This window comes from Acidovorax sp. Root568 (assembly GCF_001427445.1).
Lineage (GTDB): Bacteria > Pseudomonadota > Gammaproteobacteria > Burkholderiales > Burkholderiaceae_C > Acidovorax > Acidovorax delafieldii.
Genome location: NZ_LMGP01000020.1, coordinates 161,051 through 180,915 on the forward strand (window position 1 = coordinate 161,051; position 19,865 = coordinate 180,915).

General features: G+C 67.0%; 19 protein-coding genes. 13 read left to right on the forward strand and 6 right to left on the reverse strand.

Annotated elements, in window-relative coordinates:
• Nucleotides 1-118 precede the first annotated feature (118 nt).
• Nucleotides 119-418, forward strand: coding sequence for a 30S ribosomal protein S20 (gene rpsT / locus ASD75_RS22860; RefSeq protein ID WP_056066666.1), 300 nt, complete (start codon nt 119-121; stop codon nt 416-418).
• A 250-nt stretch (nt 419-668) separates the two neighbouring features.
• Here rpsT and ASD75_RS22865 read toward each other — a convergent pair whose 3' ends face one another.
• Nucleotides 669-995, reverse strand: coding sequence for a DUF3579 domain-containing protein (locus ASD75_RS22865; RefSeq protein WP_056066664.1), 327 nt, complete (start codon nt 993-995; stop codon nt 669-671).
• Between the two features lie 242 nt (nt 996-1,237).
• Here ASD75_RS22865 and ASD75_RS22870 point away from each other — a divergent pair, with 242 nt between their 5' ends.
• From ASD75_RS22870 to ASD75_RS22880, 3 genes are read left to right on the forward strand one after another with little or no spacing between them, the layout of a single operon-like run.
• Nucleotides 1,238-2,434: an aspartate aminotransferase family protein gene (locus ASD75_RS22870; protein WP_056748311.1), complete on the forward strand. Its 1,197-nt coding sequence runs from the start codon at nt 1,238-1,240 to the stop codon at nt 2,432-2,434.
• A 17-nt stretch (nt 2,435-2,451) separates the two neighbouring features.
• Nucleotides 2,452-3,381, forward strand: coding sequence for an ornithine carbamoyltransferase (gene argF / locus ASD75_RS22875; RefSeq protein ID WP_156401076.1), 930 nt, complete (start codon nt 2,452-2,454; stop codon nt 3,379-3,381).
• An 8-nt stretch (nt 3,382-3,389) separates the two neighbouring features.
• The gene (locus ASD75_RS22880) at nt 3,390-4,070 is read left to right on the forward strand and encodes a hypothetical protein (protein ID WP_056748314.1); all 681 of its coding nucleotides are present in this window, start codon (nt 3,390-3,392) and stop codon (nt 4,068-4,070) included.
• A gap of 316 nt (nt 4,071-4,386) precedes the next feature.
• On the opposite strand, the gene feoB is transcribed toward ASD75_RS22880, so the two are convergent.
• The 4 genes from feoB to ASD75_RS22900 all read right to left on the reverse strand — a co-directional run bounded on the left by feoB (nt 4,387) and on the right by ASD75_RS22900 (nt 9,179).
• Nucleotides 4,387-6,312 (reverse strand): ferrous iron transport protein B, encoded by a 1,926-nt coding sequence (gene feoB, locus ASD75_RS22885; protein WP_056748315.1) that lies wholly within the window; start codon nt 6,310-6,312, stop codon nt 4,387-4,389.
• Entirely contained in the window at nt 6,309-6,638 is a 330-nt protein-coding gene (locus ASD75_RS22890; protein WP_056067075.1) for a FeoA family protein, read from the reverse strand. The genes feoB and ASD75_RS22890 overlap by 4 nt, the downstream gene beginning before the upstream one ends.
• Nucleotides 6,639-6,771: 133 nt before the next feature.
• Nucleotides 6,772-7,128 carry a copper-binding protein gene (locus tag ASD75_RS22895; protein ID WP_235511677.1) on the reverse strand — a complete coding sequence of 119 codons (357 nt, stop codon included), beginning with the start codon at nt 7,126-7,128 and terminating at the stop codon, nt 6,772-6,774.
• A gap of 65 nt (nt 7,129-7,193) precedes the next feature.
• Nucleotides 7,194-9,179 carry a S9 family peptidase gene (locus ASD75_RS22900; protein ID WP_082565138.1) on the reverse strand — a complete coding sequence of 662 codons (1,986 nt, stop codon included), beginning with the start codon at nt 9,177-9,179 and terminating at the stop codon, nt 7,194-7,196.
• 122 nt (nt 9,180-9,301) lie between these two features.
• On the opposite strand from ASD75_RS22900, the gene ASD75_RS22905 reads away from it, so the two are divergent.
• From ASD75_RS22905 to kynA, 9 genes are all read left to right on the forward strand, one after another.
• The gene (locus ASD75_RS22905; RefSeq protein WP_056067070.1) at nt 9,302-9,967 is read left to right on the forward strand and encodes a response regulator transcription factor; all 666 of its coding nucleotides are present in this window, start codon (nt 9,302-9,304) and stop codon (nt 9,965-9,967) included.
• A 5-nt stretch (nt 9,968-9,972) separates the two neighbouring features.
• Nucleotides 9,973-11,385, forward strand: a complete 1,413-nt coding sequence (locus ASD75_RS22910) for a HAMP domain-containing sensor histidine kinase (protein WP_056748370.1) — start codon at nt 9,973-9,975, stop codon at nt 11,383-11,385.
• 32 nt (nt 11,386-11,417) lie between these two features.
• Nucleotides 11,418-11,777 carry a YkgJ family cysteine cluster protein gene (locus ASD75_RS22915; protein WP_235511678.1) on the forward strand — a complete coding sequence of 120 codons (360 nt, stop codon included), beginning with the start codon at nt 11,418-11,420 and terminating at the stop codon, nt 11,775-11,777.
• A gap of 139 nt (nt 11,778-11,916) precedes the next feature.
• Nucleotides 11,917-12,660: a GntR family transcriptional regulator gene (locus ASD75_RS22920; RefSeq protein WP_056748318.1), complete on the forward strand. Its 744-nt coding sequence runs from the start codon at nt 11,917-11,919 to the stop codon at nt 12,658-12,660.
• A gap of 45 nt (nt 12,661-12,705) precedes the next feature.
• A complete protein-coding gene (locus ASD75_RS22925; RefSeq protein WP_056748319.1) occupies nt 12,706-13,749 on the forward strand; it encodes a tripartite tricarboxylate transporter substrate binding protein in 1,044 nt (347 codons plus the stop codon).
• 3 nt (nt 13,750-13,752) lie between these two features.
• Complete coding sequence (locus tag ASD75_RS22930) at nt 13,753-14,568, forward strand: amidohydrolase (RefSeq protein ID WP_056748321.1); 816 nt, start codon at nt 13,753-13,755, stop codon at nt 14,566-14,568.
• A gap of 103 nt (nt 14,569-14,671) precedes the next feature.
• Nucleotides 14,672-15,328: an arylformamidase gene (gene kynB / locus ASD75_RS22935; protein ID WP_056748322.1), complete on the forward strand. Its 657-nt coding sequence runs from the start codon at nt 14,672-14,674 to the stop codon at nt 15,326-15,328.
• A gap of 96 nt (nt 15,329-15,424) precedes the next feature.
• Nucleotides 15,425-16,735 carry a kynureninase gene (gene kynU / locus ASD75_RS22940; protein WP_056748324.1) on the forward strand — a complete coding sequence of 437 codons (1,311 nt, stop codon included), beginning with the start codon at nt 15,425-15,427 and terminating at the stop codon, nt 16,733-16,735.
• Between the two features lie 18 nt (nt 16,736-16,753).
• Nucleotides 16,754-17,641, forward strand: coding sequence for a tryptophan 2,3-dioxygenase (kynA, locus tag ASD75_RS22945; RefSeq protein WP_056748325.1), 888 nt, complete (start codon nt 16,754-16,756; stop codon nt 17,639-17,641).
• A 141-nt stretch (nt 17,642-17,782) separates the two neighbouring features.
• Here kynA and ASD75_RS22950 read toward each other — a convergent pair whose 3' ends face one another.
• Nucleotides 17,783-19,816: a beta-propeller domain-containing protein gene (locus tag ASD75_RS22950; protein WP_082565139.1), complete on the reverse strand. Its 2,034-nt coding sequence runs from the start codon at nt 19,814-19,816 to the stop codon at nt 17,783-17,785.
• Nucleotides 19,817-19,865 lie beyond the last annotated feature (49 nt).

Genomic DNA, 19,865 nt, shown 5'->3' on the forward strand with positions numbered 1-19,865 from the left:
CACCGGTGCGCTGGCGATGGCATTCCGCCGGTTCGGGCACAGGGGTGGATACAGGCGCTGCTCTGGGCTATAATCGCGGGCTTTGCTGGCATCATCCACAGACCCAAGGAACTAAACAATGGCATCCGCAAAACCCAAGAAGAAGAACCCGCGCCTGGCGTCGGGCCGCAAGCGCGTCCGTCAGGACGTCAAGATCAACGCCGCAAACACCTCGCTGCGTTCCAAATACCGTACCGCTGTCAAGAACGTCGAAAAGGCTGTTCTGGCTGGCGACAAGACCAAGGCGACCGAACTGTTCGCCAAGATGCAAGCCGTGGTGGACACCGTGGCTGACAAGGGCATCTTCCACAAGAACAAGGCTGCTCGCGACAAGAGCCGTCTGTCTGCCAAGGTGAAAGCCCTGGCAACGGCCGCCTGACCCACTTCAGGCAAACAGCCCGAACGGCACCTGCCGTTCGCCGTTTGTAACGGGTGCGCTGCCAGCAAAAAAACGAACAAACCGCCTTCGGGCGGTTTTTTCGTTGGGGGTTCAAAATTGCGCCAGGCAGCCTGAAGCGCATCAAAGGGTGGATGGAGAGTGCCCGCTGGCTGCCGCGCGGGCATGCCCCTGCGCAGCGACGCCTCGGGCCCGACGCGGCAGGCAGCGCCGGAAGCCGGGCTGTGGCCGGTCAGGGCTTGGCGGGAGGAGGCGGGTCGGGCAGCAGGCAGGCCTCGGCCACCTGCAGGTTGTTGTCGCGGGCGAAATTGATCACGAAGTCCCAGGCCATGGGCTCGTGCCCCTGCAGGTCGCGGTGTACGACCACACATTTGACGCCGTTGAGCGTGGTGGGAATGCACCAGGGCGAATAGCTCAGATGGCTGCCTGGCCGGGCTCCACCGGGTCGAAAGCTGCTCATCACCCCGGCCAGCCGCTCGGCCCAGTCGCTGGGACGAAAGGTTTTCCCGTCATGGGTGATGCCCTGGATGAAGACTTCTTTGGAGGAGGGGGAAACCATCGGGGATTGGAGTGGTAGTGAGGGCACAGACGCAGGATCACTGCATGTTGCACCGCAACGCGACATTCTAACTCTTATATAAGAGCTAGCTCCCTAATCCCTCCGGCGCGCTACACATAGGCACCCCGAAGAGGGTAAGAGCCCGGCATTGCAGTGATGCGCAATCGTCAACAGACCGCACCCCTGCTCCCCCTAGAATCGTGACTCGCTTTTTCGCCACCGTACCGTCTGGAGATTTCCGCATGACCGCTTCCATCCCGGCAGCTTCGCCCCACGTGATGAACACCTATGGCCGCGTACCGATCGCGCTGGCCCGTGGGCAAGGCAGCCGCGTGTGGGACGTGAACGGCAAGGAATACCTGGACGGCCTGGGCGGCATTGCCGTGAACACGCTGGGCCACAACCATGCCAAGCTGGTGCCCGCGCTGCAGGACCAGATCACCAAGCTGATCCACACCTCCAATTACTACCACTCGCCCCTGCAGGAGCAGCTGGCCGCCAAGCTGGTGGAGCTGTCGGGCATGACCAACGTGTTCTTCTGCAACTCGGGCCTGGAGGCCAACGAGGCGGCCCTGAAGATTGCCCGCAAGTTCGGCGTGGACAAGGGCATCGCCAAGCCCGAGATCGTGGTTTACGAAAAGGCCTTCCACGGCCGTTCGATTGCCACCATGTCGGCCACCGGCAACCCCAAGATCTACAGTGGCTTCGGCCCGCTGGTCGAGGGTTTTGTGCGCGTGCCGCTCAACGACATCGAAGCCATCAAGCAAGCCACCGAAGGCAACCCCAATGTGGTGGCCGTGTTCTTTGAGACCATCCAGGGCGAGGGCGGCATCAACCCCATGCGCGTGGAATACCTGCAGCAGTTGCGCAAGCTGTGCGACGAGCGCGGCTGGCTGATGATGATTGACGAAGTGCAGTGCGGCATGGGCCGCACCGGCAAGTGGTTTGCCCACCAGTGGGCAGGCATCGTGCCCGACGTGATGCCCCTGGCCAAGGGCCTGGGCTCGGGCGTGCCGATTGGCGCGGTGGTGGCCGGCCCCAAGGCCGCCAACGTGCTGCAGCCCGGCAACCACGGCACCACCTTTGGCGGCAACCCGCTGGCCATGCGCGCCGGGGTCGAAACCATTCGCATCATGGAAGAAGACGGCCTGCTGCAAAATGCCACCACGGTGGGTGAGCACCTCAGGGCGGCACTGCAGCGCGAGCTGGGCAGCCTGCCCGGTGTGAAGGAGATCCGGGGCCAGGGCCTGATGCTGGGCATCGAGCTGAACAAGCCCTGCGGCGCCCTGATCGGCCGCGCGGCCGAGGCAGGCCTCTTGCTGTCGGTCACGGCCGACAGCGTGATCCGCCTGGTGCCGCCGCTGATCCTCACCACCGCCGAAGCCGACGAAATCGTCGCCAAGCTGACCCCGCTGGTCAAAGCCATCCTGGCTGAATGAAGAATAGCCCCACTGCCATGACGACGCTGAAACATTACCTGCAGTTCACCGACCTCTCCGCCGACGAATACGCCTATCTGTTCGAGCGCGCCGCGCTCATCAAGAAGAAGTTCAAGGCCTACGAAAAGCACCACCCGCTGGTGGACCGCACGCTGGCCATGATCTTCGAGAAGGCCAGCACCCGCACGCGCGTGAGCTTTGAGGCGGGCATGTACCAGCTCGGCGGCAGTGTGGTGCACCTGACCACGGGCGACAGCCAGCTGGGCCGCGCCGAACCCATCGAGGACAGCGCCAAGGTCATCAGCCGCATGACCGACCTGGTGATGATCCGCACGTATGAGCAGGCCAAGATCGAGCGTTTTGCCGCCAACTCGCGCGTGCCCGTGATCAACGGTCTGACCAACGAATACCACCCCTGCCAGATCCTGGCGGACATCTTCACCTACATCGAGCACCGGGGCTCCATCCAGGGCAAGACGGTGGCCTGGGTGGGCGACGGCAACAACATGGCCAACACCTGGCTGCAGGCGGCGTCGCTGCTGGGCTTCAAGGTGCATGTGAGCACCCCGCGCGGCTACGAAGTGGACGAGAAATTGGCCGCTGGTGCCCATGGAATCAGCGCTGACAGCTATCAATTCTTCAGCAACCCCATGAAAGCCTGCCGGGGCGCGGACCTGGTCACCACCGACGTGTGGACCAGCATGGGCTACGAAGCCGAGAACGAAGCGCGCAAGAAGGCCTTTGCCGACTGGTGCGTGGACACCGAAATGATGGCCGCCGCCCAGCCCGACGCCCTCTTCATGCACTGTCTGCCCGCCCACAGGGGCGAAGAGGTCGAGGCGGATGTGATCGACGGGCCGCAGTCGGTGGTGTGGGATGAGGCAGAGAACCGCATGCACGTACAAAAAGCACTGATGGAATATCTGCTTCTGGGCAAACTGGCCTAAAAGCCCCCATGCCCTGGCGCCGCCAGCCCGCTCACAGCGCCGAATTGCTGGCGCACTGGCAGGCCCTGGGCCAAGCGCTGGGGTGCGACACGCCCGCCTGGCGGGCCGAGGGCAGGCGCCTGCTGCGCAGCTGGGCACGCTGGCCCCGCGCCTACCACGACACCACGCATCTGCGGGCCTGCCTGCGGCACCTCCAGGCAGTGCAAGACCAGCAGCCCGGAGCGCTTCACAACCCCCATGCTGCGGCCCTCGCCCTGTGGTACCACGACGCCATCTACTGGCCGTGGAGTGGGCACAACGAGGCGCGCAGTGCCGACTGGGCGCGACAGTTCCTGCTGGGCCAAGGGCTGCCCACCACGCTGGCCGAAACCGTGCACCAGCATGTGATGGACACCCGCCACACCCCGGGCGCGCTCACCGGCGATGCGCTGTGGGTGGTGGACATCGACCTCGCCATCCTGGGCCAGAGTGACGCGGTGTACCGACAGTTCGAAGGCAACGTGCGGCGTGAATACTTCTTTGTGCGCTGGCCGCGTTATGTGGCGGGGCGCAGCGCAGTGCTGCGAGGCTTTCTGGACCGCCCGCACATCTATGGCACAGCCTACTTTGCGCAGCGCTATGAGGCACAGGCGCGCGTCAACCTGCAACAGGCGCTGATCGCGCTGGGCCAGGGCCAGCTGTACCAGTAGACAATTTGAGTCAAAACGGCTTGTAGCGCTAGTGAATCATGCGCTAGCAGCTATATAAAATATAGCAACTACTGAGAAGCAGGCCCGCGACGGACGGGCATGGCCACGGGTTTTTCAGCGGACGGCGCCGCGCAACTGCCGCAGCTGCTGCACCCACCATCGCCTCCCCCACAGCCCGGCGACTGGACGAGCCCCGGGTGGACCTTGCCCAACCCCCGGCGCCAGCGCGAGGGCAGATACCGCCAGAGCACATAGAGCGCTGCGGCAAGGACGATCAGACCGACCATGAGTTGCTGGACCATCACAACGTTTCCCTTCAGCCGCCGCCCAGCGCCAGCGCCACGCGGTAGGTCACAAAGCTGGCCGCATACGCCATGGCAAACAGGTACCCCACCATGAGCAGCGGGTAGCGCCAGCCGTTGGTCTCACGCCGCACGGCGGCGATGGTGGAGATGCACTGGGGCGCAAACACATACCAGGCCATCAGCGACAGCGCAGTGGCCAGCGACCACGAGCCCGCAATCAACGACCCCAGCTGGCTGGCCACCTCGTCGCCCGTGGCAGACAGCGCGTACACCGTGCCCAGCGCACTCACCGCCACCTCGCGGGCCGCCATGCCGGGCACCAGCGCAATGGCAATCTGCCAGTTGAAGCCAATGGGCGCGACGATGACCTCCAGCAGGCGGCCCAACTGGCCGGCCAGGCTGTAGGTGATGGCAGGCTGTGTGGCGCCTTCCGGCGCACCGGGGTAGGTGGACAGGAACCACAACAACACCGTGACGGCCAGGATGATGCCGCCCACCCGCTTGATGAAGATCACCGCCCGCTCGTACAAGCCGTAGGCCAGACCCCGCACGCTGGGCCAGCGGTACGCGGGCAGTTCCATCATCAGCGGCGTGGCCCGCGTATCGCTGCGGGCCAGCTTGGCCACCGCCGCCACGGCCATGGCGCTGACGATGCCCACCACATACAGGGCGAACAGCACCACGCCCTGCAGGTTGAACACCCCCGCCACCGTGCGCTCGGGGATGAAGGCTGCAATCAGCAGCGCATACACCGGCAGGCGCGCCGAGCAGGTCATGAGCGGCGCGATCATGATGGTCACCAGCCGGTCACGCCAGTGGGTGATCGAGCGCGTGGCCATCACGCCCGGCACGGCGCACGCAAAGCTCGACAGTAGCGGGATGAACGAGCGGCCCGACAGGCCCACCGTGCCCATCACGCGGTCCAGCAAGAACGCCGCGCGCGGCAGGTAGCCCGAGTCCTCCAGCGCCAGGATGAACAGGAACAGGAACAGGATCTGCGGCAAAAACACCAGCACCCCGCCCGCACCCGCCAGCACCCCGTCGGTCAGCAGGCTGCGCAAGGGGCCGTCGGCCATGTGGCTGTTGACCAGGGCTGCCAGCCAGCCCACGCCATCTTCAATCCATGACTTGGGCAGCTCGGCCCAGCTGAACACCGCCTGGAACATCAGGAACAGCGTGGCGGCCAGGATCAGCAGGCCCCACACCGGGTGCAGCACCACCGCATCGATGCGGTCGTCAGTCCGCAGGCTGACCACCGGCACGCGCACGGCACGGTCCAGAATGCGCCGCACTTCCTGGTGCGTGCGGATCACGTCGTTCTGCGCCTCCAGGTCGCTCGCATCCAGGCGCGCCGCCGCATCGAGCGCCACCACCGGGCGCTGCAGCTGCTGCAGATTGGCGCCATTCAGCCACTGCACCAGCTCCTGGGCGCCGTTGCCGCGCACGCCCACGGTGGCCAGCACAGGCATGCCCAGCTCGCGCGACAACGCCTCGCGGTCAATGGCGATGCCCTGGCGCTCGGCCACGTCCATCATGTTGAGCACCAGCACCATGGGCAGGCCCAGGGCGCGTGCCTCCAGCACCAGGCGCAAGTTCAGGCGCAGGTGGGTGGCATCGGTCACGCACACCAGCACATCGGGCACGGGCTCGCCCGCGCGGCGCCCGCGCACGATGTCGCGGGTGATGGCCTCGTCCACGCTGTGTGCATGCAGGCTGTAGGCGCCCGGCAGGTCCAGCACGCGCACGCGGCGGCCGGCGGCGGTCTGCAGCAGGCCTTCCTTGCGCTCCACCGTCACGCCCGCGTAGTTGGCCACCTTCTGGCGTGCGCCGGTGAGCAGGTTGAACAGCGCGGTCTTGCCGCAGTTGGGGTTGCCCAGCAGCGCCACGCGCAGGGGCGCATCGGCGGCGGTGGGCTGCACAGTAGCCTGGGCGTTCATGCCAGCTCCTTGGCAGACAGGCTGGTGTCATCCAGCGGCTGCACCTGCACCATGGAGGCCTCCTGGCGACGCAGCGCAAACGTGGCCTGCCCCACCCGCACCGCGATGGGATCGCCCCCCCAGCCGCCGCGTGCGACCACCTGCACGGTTTCACCGGGCAGGAAGCCAATCTCCAGCAAGCGCAGCAGCATGCTGTGCTCTTGCGCGTCCTGTGCGGGCAACAGGCCCGTGACCCGGCCCGAGGCACGGCGCGGCAATTGGTCCAGCCGCGAGGACAGGTTCTGCTGCGTAGGAAGATGCAACCGCGCCGCAGCGCCATCGTCCATGGTTTTCATGGTGACTGGCCTCGATACAAATAATATTGATTCTCATTCTACCAATATCTGCATCGTGCTGGTTGCCGTCCCACTCTCTCCTTGACGCAGCGCAAGCCGCAGCCCCGCTGCCCTGCCCGGGTGGTCAGTCACATCGCTCAAACCGCTTGCACTCCGCAGTAGCCCGGATGGATGTGAGCGTGTTTTCGCCGTCGATGTGCCGGGCAGTGAACTGCACCCAGGCCCCCTGCGGAATGCCGCGCATCAGGGCGGGGTTGACCACCCGGAAGGTCTGTGTGGTGAACGGTAGCTTGGCGCGGGGCAGCAGCTTCAGCCGCACATGCGTGGGGTTACCGCCCGCATCCGCCTCCACAGACACCAGCCGCGCCCGGGTGTAGACCGCCGGCGCCGCAGGCGCTGCATCTTCTGCGGCGACCGAGGCCGCATTCGCAGGGGCAACCGGCTGAGCGCCTGTCGCACCAAACACTGCGGCCAGGGCCATCGCGGCGACCAGACCGCCGCCGCGCAACCCCCTGCGTACAACCAACGAAGCGACAGCCTGCCCCATCAGAACGCCCATGCACCCAGCTGGTAGTAGTCAAAACCACTGGTCCGCCCACCCAGGCATTGGGCGAGGAAGTCCTCGGTCTTGCGGTACATGGTGAGATTGTTGGGCCAGCGCTGGTTGCCATGGCCATCCCCGGTGAAGGTGACGTAATCCACCGGCTTGCCCGCCTTGCGCAAGGCCGCCACCATCCATTCGGACTGCTCCAGCTTCACACGCGGGTCGTTCACGCCGTGCATGATGAGGATGGGCTTTTGCGCATGCTCCGCCCGGTACAAGGGCGACTTCGCATCCATGCGCGCACGGTCTTCCGGCACAGCGGGGTTGCCCACATAGCGGTGCCACCAGGGCAGGCCCAGCTCCCAATACGGCGGTGCGGCCTCCAGCAGGCGCGCGATGTCCGTCACGCCCACCACATCCACGGCGCAGGCAAAGACTTCGGGCGTGAAGGTGGCGCCCACCAGGGCCGAATAGCCGCCGTAGCTGGCGCCATAGATTGCCACGCGCTGCGGGTCGGCCACGCCGCGCTCCACCGCCCAGCGCACGCCGTCCACCAGGTCGTCGTGCATGCGGCCCGCGAACTCGCCCCGGGCCTTTTCCATGTGGTTGCGGCCATAGCCGCTGGAGCCCCGGTAGTTGACCTGCAGCACCGCATAGCCCCGGTTGGCCAGAAACTGCTGCATGGCCCGGCTGGTGGCGCCATCGCCCCAGCGGTCACGCGCCCAGGGGCCGCCATGCACCAACAGCACGGTGGGCAGCCGCTGCGGCGCTGCGCCCACGGGCAGCGTGAGGTAGCCGTGGATGGTGAGACCATCGCGCGCGGTGTAGGTGATGGGCGCGGTGGGGGCCAGGTCCTTGGCAATCAGGCTCAGCCGGTTCTCGCCCAGAAAGCGGGGTTCGTGCCCATCGCGCAGCAGGTAGTTGCGCGTGCCACGGTCGGTGGCCACCGCCACCGTGAGCACCTTGTCCGTCTGGTCCAGGCTGGTCACCAGCACCTCTGCGGGCTTGTCACCTGCCAGCGCGGACAGCCGGGCATCCAGCGCTGGGTCGAACACCTTGCGCGCCGGGTAGCCCGGCATGAAGTGCGCCAGCAGCGGCTCGCGGGTGCGCCGGCTCAGCGTCACGCTGTCCAGGTCCACGTCGGGCGAGGCAAACCACTCTTCCTCGGAGCCCGTGGTCAGGTCCAGCCGCACCAGCGCCAGCTTGTCGCGCCCCCGGTTCGACAGGGCCCAGGCCTTGCGCCCCTCATCGTGCAGGCCAAAGATGTTCAGCGTGTCCCACCGGCTGCGCTCTGTCACCGTCACCCAGCCGCCCGGCTCGGCGCCAGGTCGCTCCAGCAGCACCTGGTCGCCCTTGATCTGTGCCCGGGCGCGCAGTTGGCCCGTGGTGTCCACGCCCCACCAGCCCACGTTGCCGGGGTTGGTGGCCATCAGCACCGGTGGCCCGCCTGCAGGGTTCACGCGGTACAGGTCAAACACCTTTTTGTCGCGCTGGTTGGAGGTGACGATGAAGTCGGACGAGGCATCGACCGCCTCCGCAAAATGCGCCACCGAACGCGGTGCAGGCATCAGCTCGCGCAAGTCGGTCCCGGGGCCCTCGACCGGGCCCGCATAGATGCGGGTGTTTTCATCGCCCGTGGGGTCGGCCGTGATGCCGAGCCAGCGGCTGTCGGCACTGAAGCGGATGGCGCGCGCACGGATGCGAAACGCCTTGGCGTCGCCCCCATCGATGGACTGCACCCAGATTGCGGGCACCACGCCGTCGGTGCCAAACCAGGCGATGCGCTTTCCATCCGGCGACACGCGATAACCCCCGGTGGACTGCCGGCTGGCCACAAAGTCGCGCACAGGCACAAGGTCGGGCAATTGCGCCCCAGCCAGCGAAGGGTGCGTAGGTCCGGAGGCGCAGCCCACCAAGGCCAGTGCTGCAGCAAGCGCTGCGCTGCCCCACCATCGCCGCACCATCGCCTGTTTGGTTGTCGATGCCATCGCTTTCCCCCCATGTGTTGAGCCATTGAATGCGCCGATTGTGCAAAGTCCCGCCTTAAGGCCAGCCAAAGGTGGCGGCTGCGGCACTGCGCAACGGCCATCACTCCAGCCACAATCACCCCATGCACATCCTGCTCATCGAAGACGACCTGGACCTGGGCCGCGCGCTGCAGTCCGCGCTGAAGGTGGAGGGGCTGACCAGCGAGTGGCTGCGCCGCGCGGTGGATGCGCCCGCCACGGTGGACGCCACGACGGTGGACTGTGTGCTGCTGGACCTGACACTGCCCGACGGCAGTGGCTTTGACCTGCTGGCGCGCTGGCGCAACCAGAGCGGGCACAGCGGGCAGGTGCCCGTCATCGTGATCACGGCGCGCTCGGCCGTGGAGGACCGGCTGGCGGGTCTGGACGGCGGGGCGGACGACTTTGTGATCAAGCCCTTTGCCACCGCCGAACTGATGTCGCGCATCCGCGCCGTGCTGCGCCGCAGCGCGCGCCAGGCCAGCGAGCGCTGGGTGCTGGGCGAGCTGGTGATCGAGCCCCGGCGTCATGCCGTGCAGCGCGCCGGGCTTCCGCTGGAGCTGTCGCCGCGCGAGTTTCAGCTGCTGCTGGAGCTGGCGCGCGAGCCCGGCGTGGTGGTGTCCAAAAGCGTGTTGTCGCAGCGGCTGGACCCGCTGGGCGAGCCCATGGACTTTGCCGCCATCGAAGTGCATGTGTCCAACCTGCGGCGCAAGATCGGGGCAGAGCTGATCCGAACCGTGCGTGGCGTGGGCTACCTGTTGCAAGCATGACCACGATGAAGCACGCGTTGCGCAGCGCATGGGCCTGGCTGGCCGAACCCACGCTGATGCGCCGCAGCGTGGCCTCGGTGCTGGTGGCGTTTGTGGTGGTGTGGGCGGTGCTGCTGGGCTACAACTTCGTCAACTACAAACACACCATCACCCGCGACCCGGGCCTGATGAAGTACGGCGACGCGGTGCTGGACTCGCTGGCCCAGGTTACCGATCCTGCACACGCCGCCACGGCTGTGGCGGCCACCGACCACTGGACCAACGTCCGCCGCCGCCAGATCGGGCTGCTGCCCGGGGTGCAGATGCACGAGCTGCTCGATACGGCATCGGGCCAGCGTGTGTTTGCCTCGCCGGGGTTGCAGAACGTGGCCTTGCCGCCCGCCACGCCCCGCGCAGAGCCATTCATAGAGGAAGCCGCCCTGCAGGGCCGGTCGTTTCGCGTCTACACCGGTCGCAATGCGCGCTGGGTACTGCGGGTCTTCGAGACCAAGCGCACGGACTCCAACTTCCTGCAGTACAACGGCCGCGCCCTGCTGCCGTACCTGCTGCTGGCGTCACCCTTTGTGCTGCTGGCGGTGTGGCTCTCGGTACGCCACGGCCTGCGGCCGCTGCAGCAACTAGCCAGCCGCATTGCGCAGCGCGGACAGGACGACCTCCAATCGGTGGGTTTCAACGCCCGCCACGGCGAACTCAAGCCCCTGGAGCAGTCGCTGGACCACCTCTTCGCCCAACTGCGGCACAAGGTGGAGCGCGAGCGCGCCTTTGTGCAAGACGCCGCGCACGAGATCCGCACGCCGCTGGCCGTCATCACGGCCCAGGCCCACGTGATGGCCCGCTCGCCCAGCGAGGAGGAACGCACGCAGGCCCAGGCCCACCTGGAGCAGGCCATCGCCCGCACCTCGCACCTGGCCCAGCAACTGCTGGACCTGGCCGCGCTGGACGACGCACAGCGCCCTGCACCGCGCGACCTGGACGTGGCGCAATGGCTGCGCGGCGCGCTGGCGCAGGCTGCGCCGCAGGCCATGGCGCGGCAGATCGAGCTGTCGCTGGACGCGCCCGACACCTTGCTCGCGCGGCTCGACCAGCCTGCGTTCGAATCCATCGCCCACAACCTCATCGACAACGCGCTGCGCTACACGCCCGATGGCGGCAACGTGGCGGTGACGCTGCGGCGCGGGGGTGCGGCGCTGCAACTGTCGGTGCAGGACGACGGGCCCGGCATCCCGGCCACAGAGCAGCAGCGGGTGTTCGAGCGCTTCTACCGGGGCACGGGCCATGCAGCCAACGGCTCAGGTTTGGGCCTGGCCATCGTGCGGCAGGCGGTGCTGCGCATGGGCGGGCAAGTGCAGATGGGCGCGGGCCTGAACGGTCGGGGCGTGGGCTTTTTCGTCAGCATTGCCCTCCCGCACAGCGCCTGACGGCCCCGCCGCAGGCCCACCGCCCGCCCCGAATGTCCGACGACGCGACCACGATGACCACCGCCGATTCCACCCACCCGTGCCTGAGCTGTGGCGCCTGCTGCGCCAGCTTTCGCGTGGACTTTGCCGTGTACGAAATGCAGGCAATGGGTGGCACGGTGCCCGACGGTCTGGCCCTGGATGTGAACGGCAGCACCTGCCGCATGCGGGGCACGGAGCAGGTACCCATCCGCTGCGTTGCGCTCACCGGCCAGGTGGGCCAGCAGGTGGCCTGCAGCATCTACGAACTGCGCCCCGCGCCCTGCCGCGAGTTCTCGGCGGGCGACTACGCCTGCCACAAGGCGCGTGTGCGGCACGGGCTGGCGCCACTCGGCGACGGGCCCATGGACTGAGCCCCGCAGCGGGCATCCTCTTTTTCAACGCCTCCACGTTGCCGTATCGCAGCGCGGCCCCCTGTTGCGCCGACTCCGCTTTCACGTTCAAGGGGGCAAGTGCTTGCATAAAGTCCTATAGAGGACTAAAGTTATAGATATGCAAATCACATCCACCATCGTCCCGCTCCACACCACACCGGGCGTGAGCCGCTATGCGTCGCTGGCCGCTGCCCTGCGTGCGCGTGTGGTGTCGGGTGAATGGCCTCCCGGTACAGCCCTGCCTGCAGAAAGCCTGTTGGCCAGCGAACACCAGGTGGCTTTGGGCACGATGCGGCGGGCACTGGAGCTGCTGGTCGCAGAAGGCCTGGTGGAGCGCCTGCAAGGCCGGGGGACGTTTGTGCGGCAAGGCATCGCCGGGGCTTCGATGCTGCGGTTCTTTCGGTTTGACACCGGCAGCAACGAGATTCCCCGTTCGCGCATCGTGTCGCGCCAGCGCATGGCTGCGCCAGCGGGTGTGGCGCGGCGCCTGGGCCTGGCCACGGGCGAGGCCGTGCTGCGCCTGCTGCGCGTGCGCCTGCTGGCCCACCGCCCCTGTTTGCTGGAAGAAATCTGGCTGCCGCTGGACTTGTTCGCCCCCCTGGTGGAGGGCAACACCTCTGAGTGGGACGACCTGCTCTACCCCATGTTTGCGCGGCGCTGCGGGGTGCATGTGCACCGCGCAGTGGACGAAATCGGCTTTGGTGTGTTGACCGCGGCCCAAGCCACTCATCTGGAACTCGCCGCTGGCCACCCCTGCGTGCAGGTGCAGCGCGCCGCCCACGACCTGGGTGGGCGCTGCGTGGAGTGGCGCACCACCCGGGGCGACGCCAACGCCTTTCACTACACCGTGACGATCACCTGAGCCACGCCCCCCAAGAACAACACCCCCACACCCGAAGGAGACACCATGAACCGCCCCCAGGAATCCGCCCCCACATCTGCCCAGCTGTTGGGTGGCAAACGCAGCTCCAGCGCCCTCACACGCCGCACGACGCTGGCAGCCTTGGGCGCCACGCTGGCAGCCCCCTGGATCGGCGCGCGCGCCAATGGCCTGGCGAGCGGGCGCCCCATTTCGCTGGTGGTGTCGTATCCGGCGGGCGGTGGCGCCGACCTGATGGCGCGCATCCTGGCGCCCCGCCTGTCAGAGGCCCTGGGGCAATCGGTGGTGGTCGAGAACAAGCCGGGCGCCAGCGGCCAGCTGGCCGCCGCAGCCGTGGCCCGCGCGACGCCAGATGGCACATCGCTGCTGCTGGACGCGTCGTCGTTTGCAGTGAACCCCTCGCTCTACCCCAAGCTGCCGTACGACAGCAATGCGGCCTTTACGCCGCTGGCCATCCTGGCCACGTTTCCGAATGTGCTGGTGTGCCATCCTGGCTTTGAAGCCAAGACCGTGCAGGACGTCATCGCCAAGGCCAAGGCCCAGCCGGATTCGGTGGCCTACGCGTCTTCAGGCAACGGCTCTGCACAGCACCTGGCAGGTGCGTTGTTCGAACAGCGCACGGGCATCAAGCTGTCGCACATCCCCTACCGGGGTGGTGGTCCGGCCATGAACGATGTGATGGGCGGGCAGGTGCCGCTGTTCTTTGCCAATGTGGCTTCGTCCCTGGGCCACATCCAGGCAGGCAAGCTGCGCCCCCTGGCCGTGACCAGCACGTTGCGCGCGCGTTCATTGCCCAACATTCCCACCATGGGAGAGGTCGGTGTGACCGACTACGAAGTGCTGGAATGGAACCCCTTACTGGCGCCTGCAGGCATATCTGCCGACACCCGCAAGCATCTGGTGGCCGCCGTCCGCAAGGCCTTGGCCGACCCCGAAGTGTTGGGCCGTATCCGGGCATTGGGTGGTGACAGTTTTCAGGACGCCACCCAAGCCAGCGCGGGCAAGTTCATCCAGGCGCAGCAAGCCCTGTGGGGCAAGCTGGTGCGCGACAGAAAGATCGTGGCGGGCTGATCGATGACCACCGCTGCGATCAGCGCCCCGCCCCCAAGCCTGGACCGGTGGGACGCCCATGTCCATATCTTTGGTGGCGCTGTTGCCACACAGCCGGGCCACTACCAGCCCGCCCACCACCCCATCGAGCACATCGAGGCCGAGGCGGCCCGACTGGGCGTAGGCCACCTGGTGCTGGTGCAGCCCAGCGTGTATGGCACGAACAACCACCTGATACTGGACGCACTGCAAGCCCGCCCGGGTCGCCACCGCGCGGTGGTGGTGGTCGATGAAACCGCCTCGCCTGCCGCCCTGCAGGCCATGCACCAGCTGGGCGTGCGCGGCATACGGTTCAACCTCGTGTCACCGGTGGGCAACGGGCTGCATGCGCTGGAGTCCCTGGCCGGGCCGCTGCGCGAAATGGGCTGGCACATTCAGTGGTACGCCCACCCGCACCACCTGGCGCAGATTGCCCAAGTGCACCATCAAACGCGGTTGCCCTGTGTGCTCGACCATCTGGCGGGCATGCACGCGGCCTTGCCGGCCACAGATGCAGCCTGGCTGGCCCTGCAGCAGCTGGCCGAACTGGGCGCGTGGGTGAAGTTATCAGGCTGGTACCGGCTGCGCGACCAGGCACCGTATGCGGGGCTGGCCAGCAACATCCAGCGTGTTGCTGCGCTGGCGAAGGATCGCCTCGTCTGGGGGTCGGACTGGCCCCACACTGCTTTTGAAACGACCGCCATGCCAACTTACCGCAGCGTGTGGACGCCCGTGGTGGATGCGCTGGGCGAGGCGCGTGCGCAGGCAGCGCTTGCGGCAGGTAGCCAGCTCTACGCCTGACGCCGGCAGCAACGCCTAGATAGTTTAGGCTTCAACAAAAAATCTGAGCGGTGTTGGAAATAACCGACACCACGGGTTTTTCGGGACATGCAAACTTTGTCCCATGTCAACGCCTTCCTTCCCCACCGCCCGCCGGCTCTGGGACATCTCGCCGCCCGTGTTTGCGGGCAGCCCCGTGTTCCCCGGCGACACGGCCTACAGCCAGCAGTGGTGCGCCACCATCGGCCCGGGCTGCCCGGTCAACGTGAGCGCGATCACGATGTCGCCCCATGTGGGCGCCCACGCCGATGCACCGCTGCACTATGACGCGCAGGGCGCCACCATTGGTGACGTTTCGCTCGACGCGTTTCTGGGCCCCTGCCGCGTGATCCACGCCATCGGCTGCGGCCCGCTCGTCACCTGGGAACACATTGCCCACGCGGTAAACAGCCCCCTGCCCCAGCGCGTGCTGGTGCGCACCTATGAACACATGCCCGTGGACCGCTGGGACGGCCAGCTGGCCGCCTATGCGCCCGGCACCATCGAGCGCCTGGCCGACCTGGGCGTGCTGCTGGTGGGCATCGACACCGCCAGCATCGACCCGGCCGACAGCAAGACACTGGAGAGCCACCAGGTCATCCGCCGCCGGGGCCTGCGCGTCCTCGAAAACCTGGTGCTCGACGCCGTGCCCGAGGGCGACTACGAACTCATCGCCCTGCCGCTCAAACTGACCACGGCCGATGCATCGCCCGTGCGCGCCGTGCTGCGGGCACTGGAATAGCGCGATACACAGAATTTCAAGCATTTCTGGCTGGAAGCGCTAGTACAACATGCGCCAGCAGCTATCAATAACATAGCAACCATCTCCCCAACTCCCATGTCCATCACCCTTCAAGACTGCCGCACCCGCGACGCCCAAGACCCGCTGCGCGCCCTGCGCGACCACTTTGCCCTGCCACCCGGCGTGATCTACCTAGACGGCAACTCGCTGGGCGTGGCCCCCAAGGCCGCTGCAGCGCGCGTGGCCGATGTGGTCACCCGCGAATGGGGCACCGACCTCATCAAATCGTGGAACACCGCCAGCTGGTTTGACCTGCCCCAGCGCCTGGGCAACCAGCTCGCCCCACTGATCGGCGCGGGCAAAGATGAAGTGGTGTGCACCGACAGCACCTCCATCAACCTGTACAAGGTGCTGAGCGCGGCGCTGAACATCGCGCGGGAAGACGGCTCCGCGCGCAAGCGCATCGTGAGCGAGCGCAGCAACTTCCCCACCGACCTCTACATTGCCGAAGGCCTGTGCAAGGAGCGCGGCCTGGAGCTGGTGCTGGTGGAGCCCGAAGAGATCACCGGAGCACTGACCAGCGACGTGGCTGTGCTGATGCTCACGCACGTGAACTACCGCACTGGCGCCATGCACGACATGGCCGCCGTCACCGCCGCCGCGCACGCCCAGGGCATCTTGTGCGTGTGGGACCTGGCGCACAGCGCGGGCGCAGTGCCGGTCGATCTGAACGGCGCAGGCGCGGATTTCTCGATTGGCTGCGGCTACAAGTATTTGAACGGTGGCCCTGGCGCCCCGGCGTTTGTGTGGGTGCACCCGCGCCATGCCAGCCGCTTCTGGCAACCGCTGTCCGGCTGGTGGGGCCACGCTGCACCGTTTGCCTTCACACCCGACTACCAACCCGCCCCGGGCATCACGCGCTACCTGTGTGGCACGCAGCCCATCATCAGTTTGTCGGCCCTGCAGTGCGGGCTGGATGTGTTCACCGCCGCACAAAGCCTGGGCGGCATGGCCGCGCTGCGCGCCAAGTCGCTGGCGCTCACTGATCTGTTCATCCAGCTGGTGGAAGAGCGTTGCGCAGGCCACGGCCTGGGTCTGGCCACGCCGCGTGAGCATGCCCAGCGCGGCTCGCAGGTGTGCCTGACGCGCGATGAAGGCGCGGGCGTGAACGGCCAGGGCAGCGGGGCCTACGCCATCGTGCAGGCGCTGATTGCGCGCGGCGTGATTGGCGACTTCCGCAAGGGCGATGGCGGCACGGGCCGCCACAAGGACATCCTGCGGTTTGGCTTCACGCCGCTGTACCTGGGCTTTGAAGACGTGTGGAACGCTGTGGAGCACCTGCGCCAGGTGCTGGAGAGCGGCGAGTGGCAGAAGGCCGAGTTCAACCAGACGCACGCCGTCACCTGATCGGAAAGGCAAACCACCATGTGCCCTTTCTCGCAAACCCCTGCCGATGGCAACAACCCGGCGTCTGCCGCCCTGCCCGAATCCATCGTGCACGAAGAGCGCGCCCAGCTCGACTTCAGCAAGTCCATGAGCTACGGCGACTACCTGCAGCTCGACGCCATCCTCACCGCGCAAAAGCCGCTGTCGCCCGCGCACGACGAGATGCTGTTCATCGTGCAGCACCAGACCAGCGAGCTGTGGATGAAGCTCATGCTGCACGAGCTGCGCGCGGCCATCGGCCACATTGCGCGCGACGAGCTGCCGCCCGCCTTCAAGATGCTGGCGCGCGTGAGCAAGATCATGGAGCAGCTGGTGCACGCCTGGGACGTGCTGGCCACCATGACGCCGCCCGAGTACAGCGCCATGCGCCCGTACCTGGGCCAGTCCAGCGGCTTCCAGAGTTACCAGTACCGCTGCATCGAGTTTTCGATGGGCAACAAAAACCGCGCCATGCTCAAGCCCCACGAGCACCGCGCCGACCTGCTGGCCCTGGTGCAGGCGGCGTACGAGGCACCGTCGCTGTACGACGAGGCCCTGCGGCTGCTGGCGCGGCGCGGCTTGGCCGTGCCACCCAGCCACACCGAGCGCAACTGGACACAGCCCTATGTGGAAAACGACGCGGTAGAGCAGGCCTGGCTCACCGTGTACCGCAACCCCGAAAAACATTGGGACCTGTACCAACTGGGCGAGGAACTGACCGACCTGGAAGACGCCTTCCGCCTCTGGCGCTTCCGCCACGTGACCACGGTGGAGCGCGTGATCGGATTCAAGCGCGGCACGGGCGGCACGGGCGGAGTGAGCTACCTGCGCAAAATGCTGGACGTGGTGCTGTTCCCGGAGATCTGGAAGCTGCGCACCGATCTGTGAGCAATTCAAGCTGCCCCAAAAAAAACAGGCCTGTTCACCACCCTGGTGAACAGGCCTTCTAACTGCTGCCTGCGCCCAACGATAAAGCGCTAGCAGCTATCGTTTTTATAGTTCTCTCCCTGATTCGCAATCGGCGGCGTTTCAGTCCCCGGCCCTGGTGAACACCTGCCCGCCCGAGAGCTGGTAGGCCACGTTGTCCACCTGCAGGCTGCGCTCGTTGGCAATGTCAAAGCGGCTGTACAGCCCGGGCGTATCGCCGTTCAAGATGGCGGTAGACACCACCATGGAGCGCTGGGCCAGCGCGCCGGTGGTGGTGTTCACCTCCAGCCGCAGGGCGCCCTGGTAGCCCCGCACGGGTGGTGGCGTGCCTACGCCCGTGGGCGCTTGGTAAACGCGTGCAGGGAACGCTATGCGCACCTTGCCCTCCACCGCCTGCAGGTTGAGCACGGGGCGGGTGCTGTCGAGCGTGGTGATACTGCCCCGGCCGCCCGCCGTCTGCGCGGCCAGCCGCTTGCCCTGCGCTGCATTGCGCACATCGAACACCGCGAGCTGGATGCCATCGGCAACGCCGCCCAGGGCGCTGTCCTTGCCCACGCCCAGCAGCAGTCCGTTCGGAAGCGGAACCAGGTGGTCGGCATAGCCGCCCGCAGCCAGCTCGCCTGCCACCGTAGGGTTCGCAGGGTTGGCAAGGTCCAGCACCCACACGGGTTCGGTGTTGGTAAAGGGTGTGGCATAGGCCCGGGCGCCTGCAAAGAACAGGTTGTCGATCTGCTGGTCGCCCCGCGCCGTGCGCAGCCGAATGGGCAGCTTGGCCTGCGGGCCCAGATAGCTGTCCCGACCGCTGTCGCGCAGCACGGTCAGCAGCGCGGGGGAGGCCTGCTGGGCCTGGATGGTCACCGGCGGCATGCCGCTCTGGCCCGTCTTGCCGGTGAAGGTCAGCACGCGCAGATCGTTCTGGTATTCGTTCAGGCGCGATGGCAGGCGGCGCAGGTCCCAGCCCAGGTGGCCGTCCACGCTGCCCGATGCGTCGTAGTCCACCTGCGCGCCCCGGAAGCTGAACTTGTGGATGTCGGTGCGGCTGTCGGCGGGGAACACAGCGTTGGCAACGTCACCGCCATAGCGGTACTGCCGCGAGCTGGCGACATACACGCTGCGCGCGCCCAGGTGCACCGCTTCGCTGCCGCCCGCAAAGCAGCGGCTGGTGCGCGCCAGACTGGACGAGGTGAGGTCGATGGCCGTGATGGACGTGAGCTGCAGCGACAGCGAGGCATTGCCCGTCTGCACCAGGCAGTCTGCCTCGTTGACCAGCGGCTGCGGCTGGCCGCCATCCACGCGCAGGGTGGGGATCAGCGCGGCGGTGTTGAGGTCCTTAAGTGCCGCGTCCACCGCCGATGCCGTGGCCCCTGCCGGCACGGTGAAGCGCGTAAGGTCGGGCGACCAGGTGGTGACCAGGTACAGCATGTTGCCAATCAGGCGGCTGCCGACCAGCAGGCCATCGATGCGCATCTGCTTGAGCTGCGCGGGCGCCATGTCCTTGTGGATGGCAAACAGGTCCAGCGACAGCGTGCGGCTGTACTCCGGCAACACGGTGATGCTGGCGTCGGCCGCAGCCACCACGGGCTGGCGGTCGGCATACGGGTCTTGCTGCGACAGCACGGCAGCGCGCGTACCACCGCCCGCCACATAAAAGCCCTGGGGGATGTACTTGGCGTCCAGCGTGGCGCTGCCCACGCCGGTCAGGCTGCCATCGGCCGCGCGGGCCATGGCGGCCAGGCGCGGCGGCTCGCGGCCAGTGTCGGTGGCATAGGCGCGGTGCAGGCCATACAGCATGTTGCCCTCGGCCTTGATGAGGGCGTCCTCCTCCACCACCGCGCCCGCCAGTGGCGCGCCGGTGTGGGTGACCACGCTGCCCGCGCTGCTCAAGCCCCCCACGGTGGGCACAGTGATGGCCGTGCCCGGATAGCCCAACGCCACCCGCTGCGCAATCTTGGCCTTGAAGTAGGCCACCAGATCGCCGGAGCGCGCCACCTGCAGCCGCGCCTCGTTGGGGGTCTGCGGGTTGCCGCCGTCCCCGCCACCGCAGCCGGCCACGAATGCAGCGGTGGCTACGGCCAGCCATGCGGGCGACGCATGGGACATGCCCGCCAGTGTGTTCATCAACCCTCGGTTCTTCATGTGATTGTTCTCCCTGTGAATGCGGATACCCACGGCGCGGCGTCGGCAT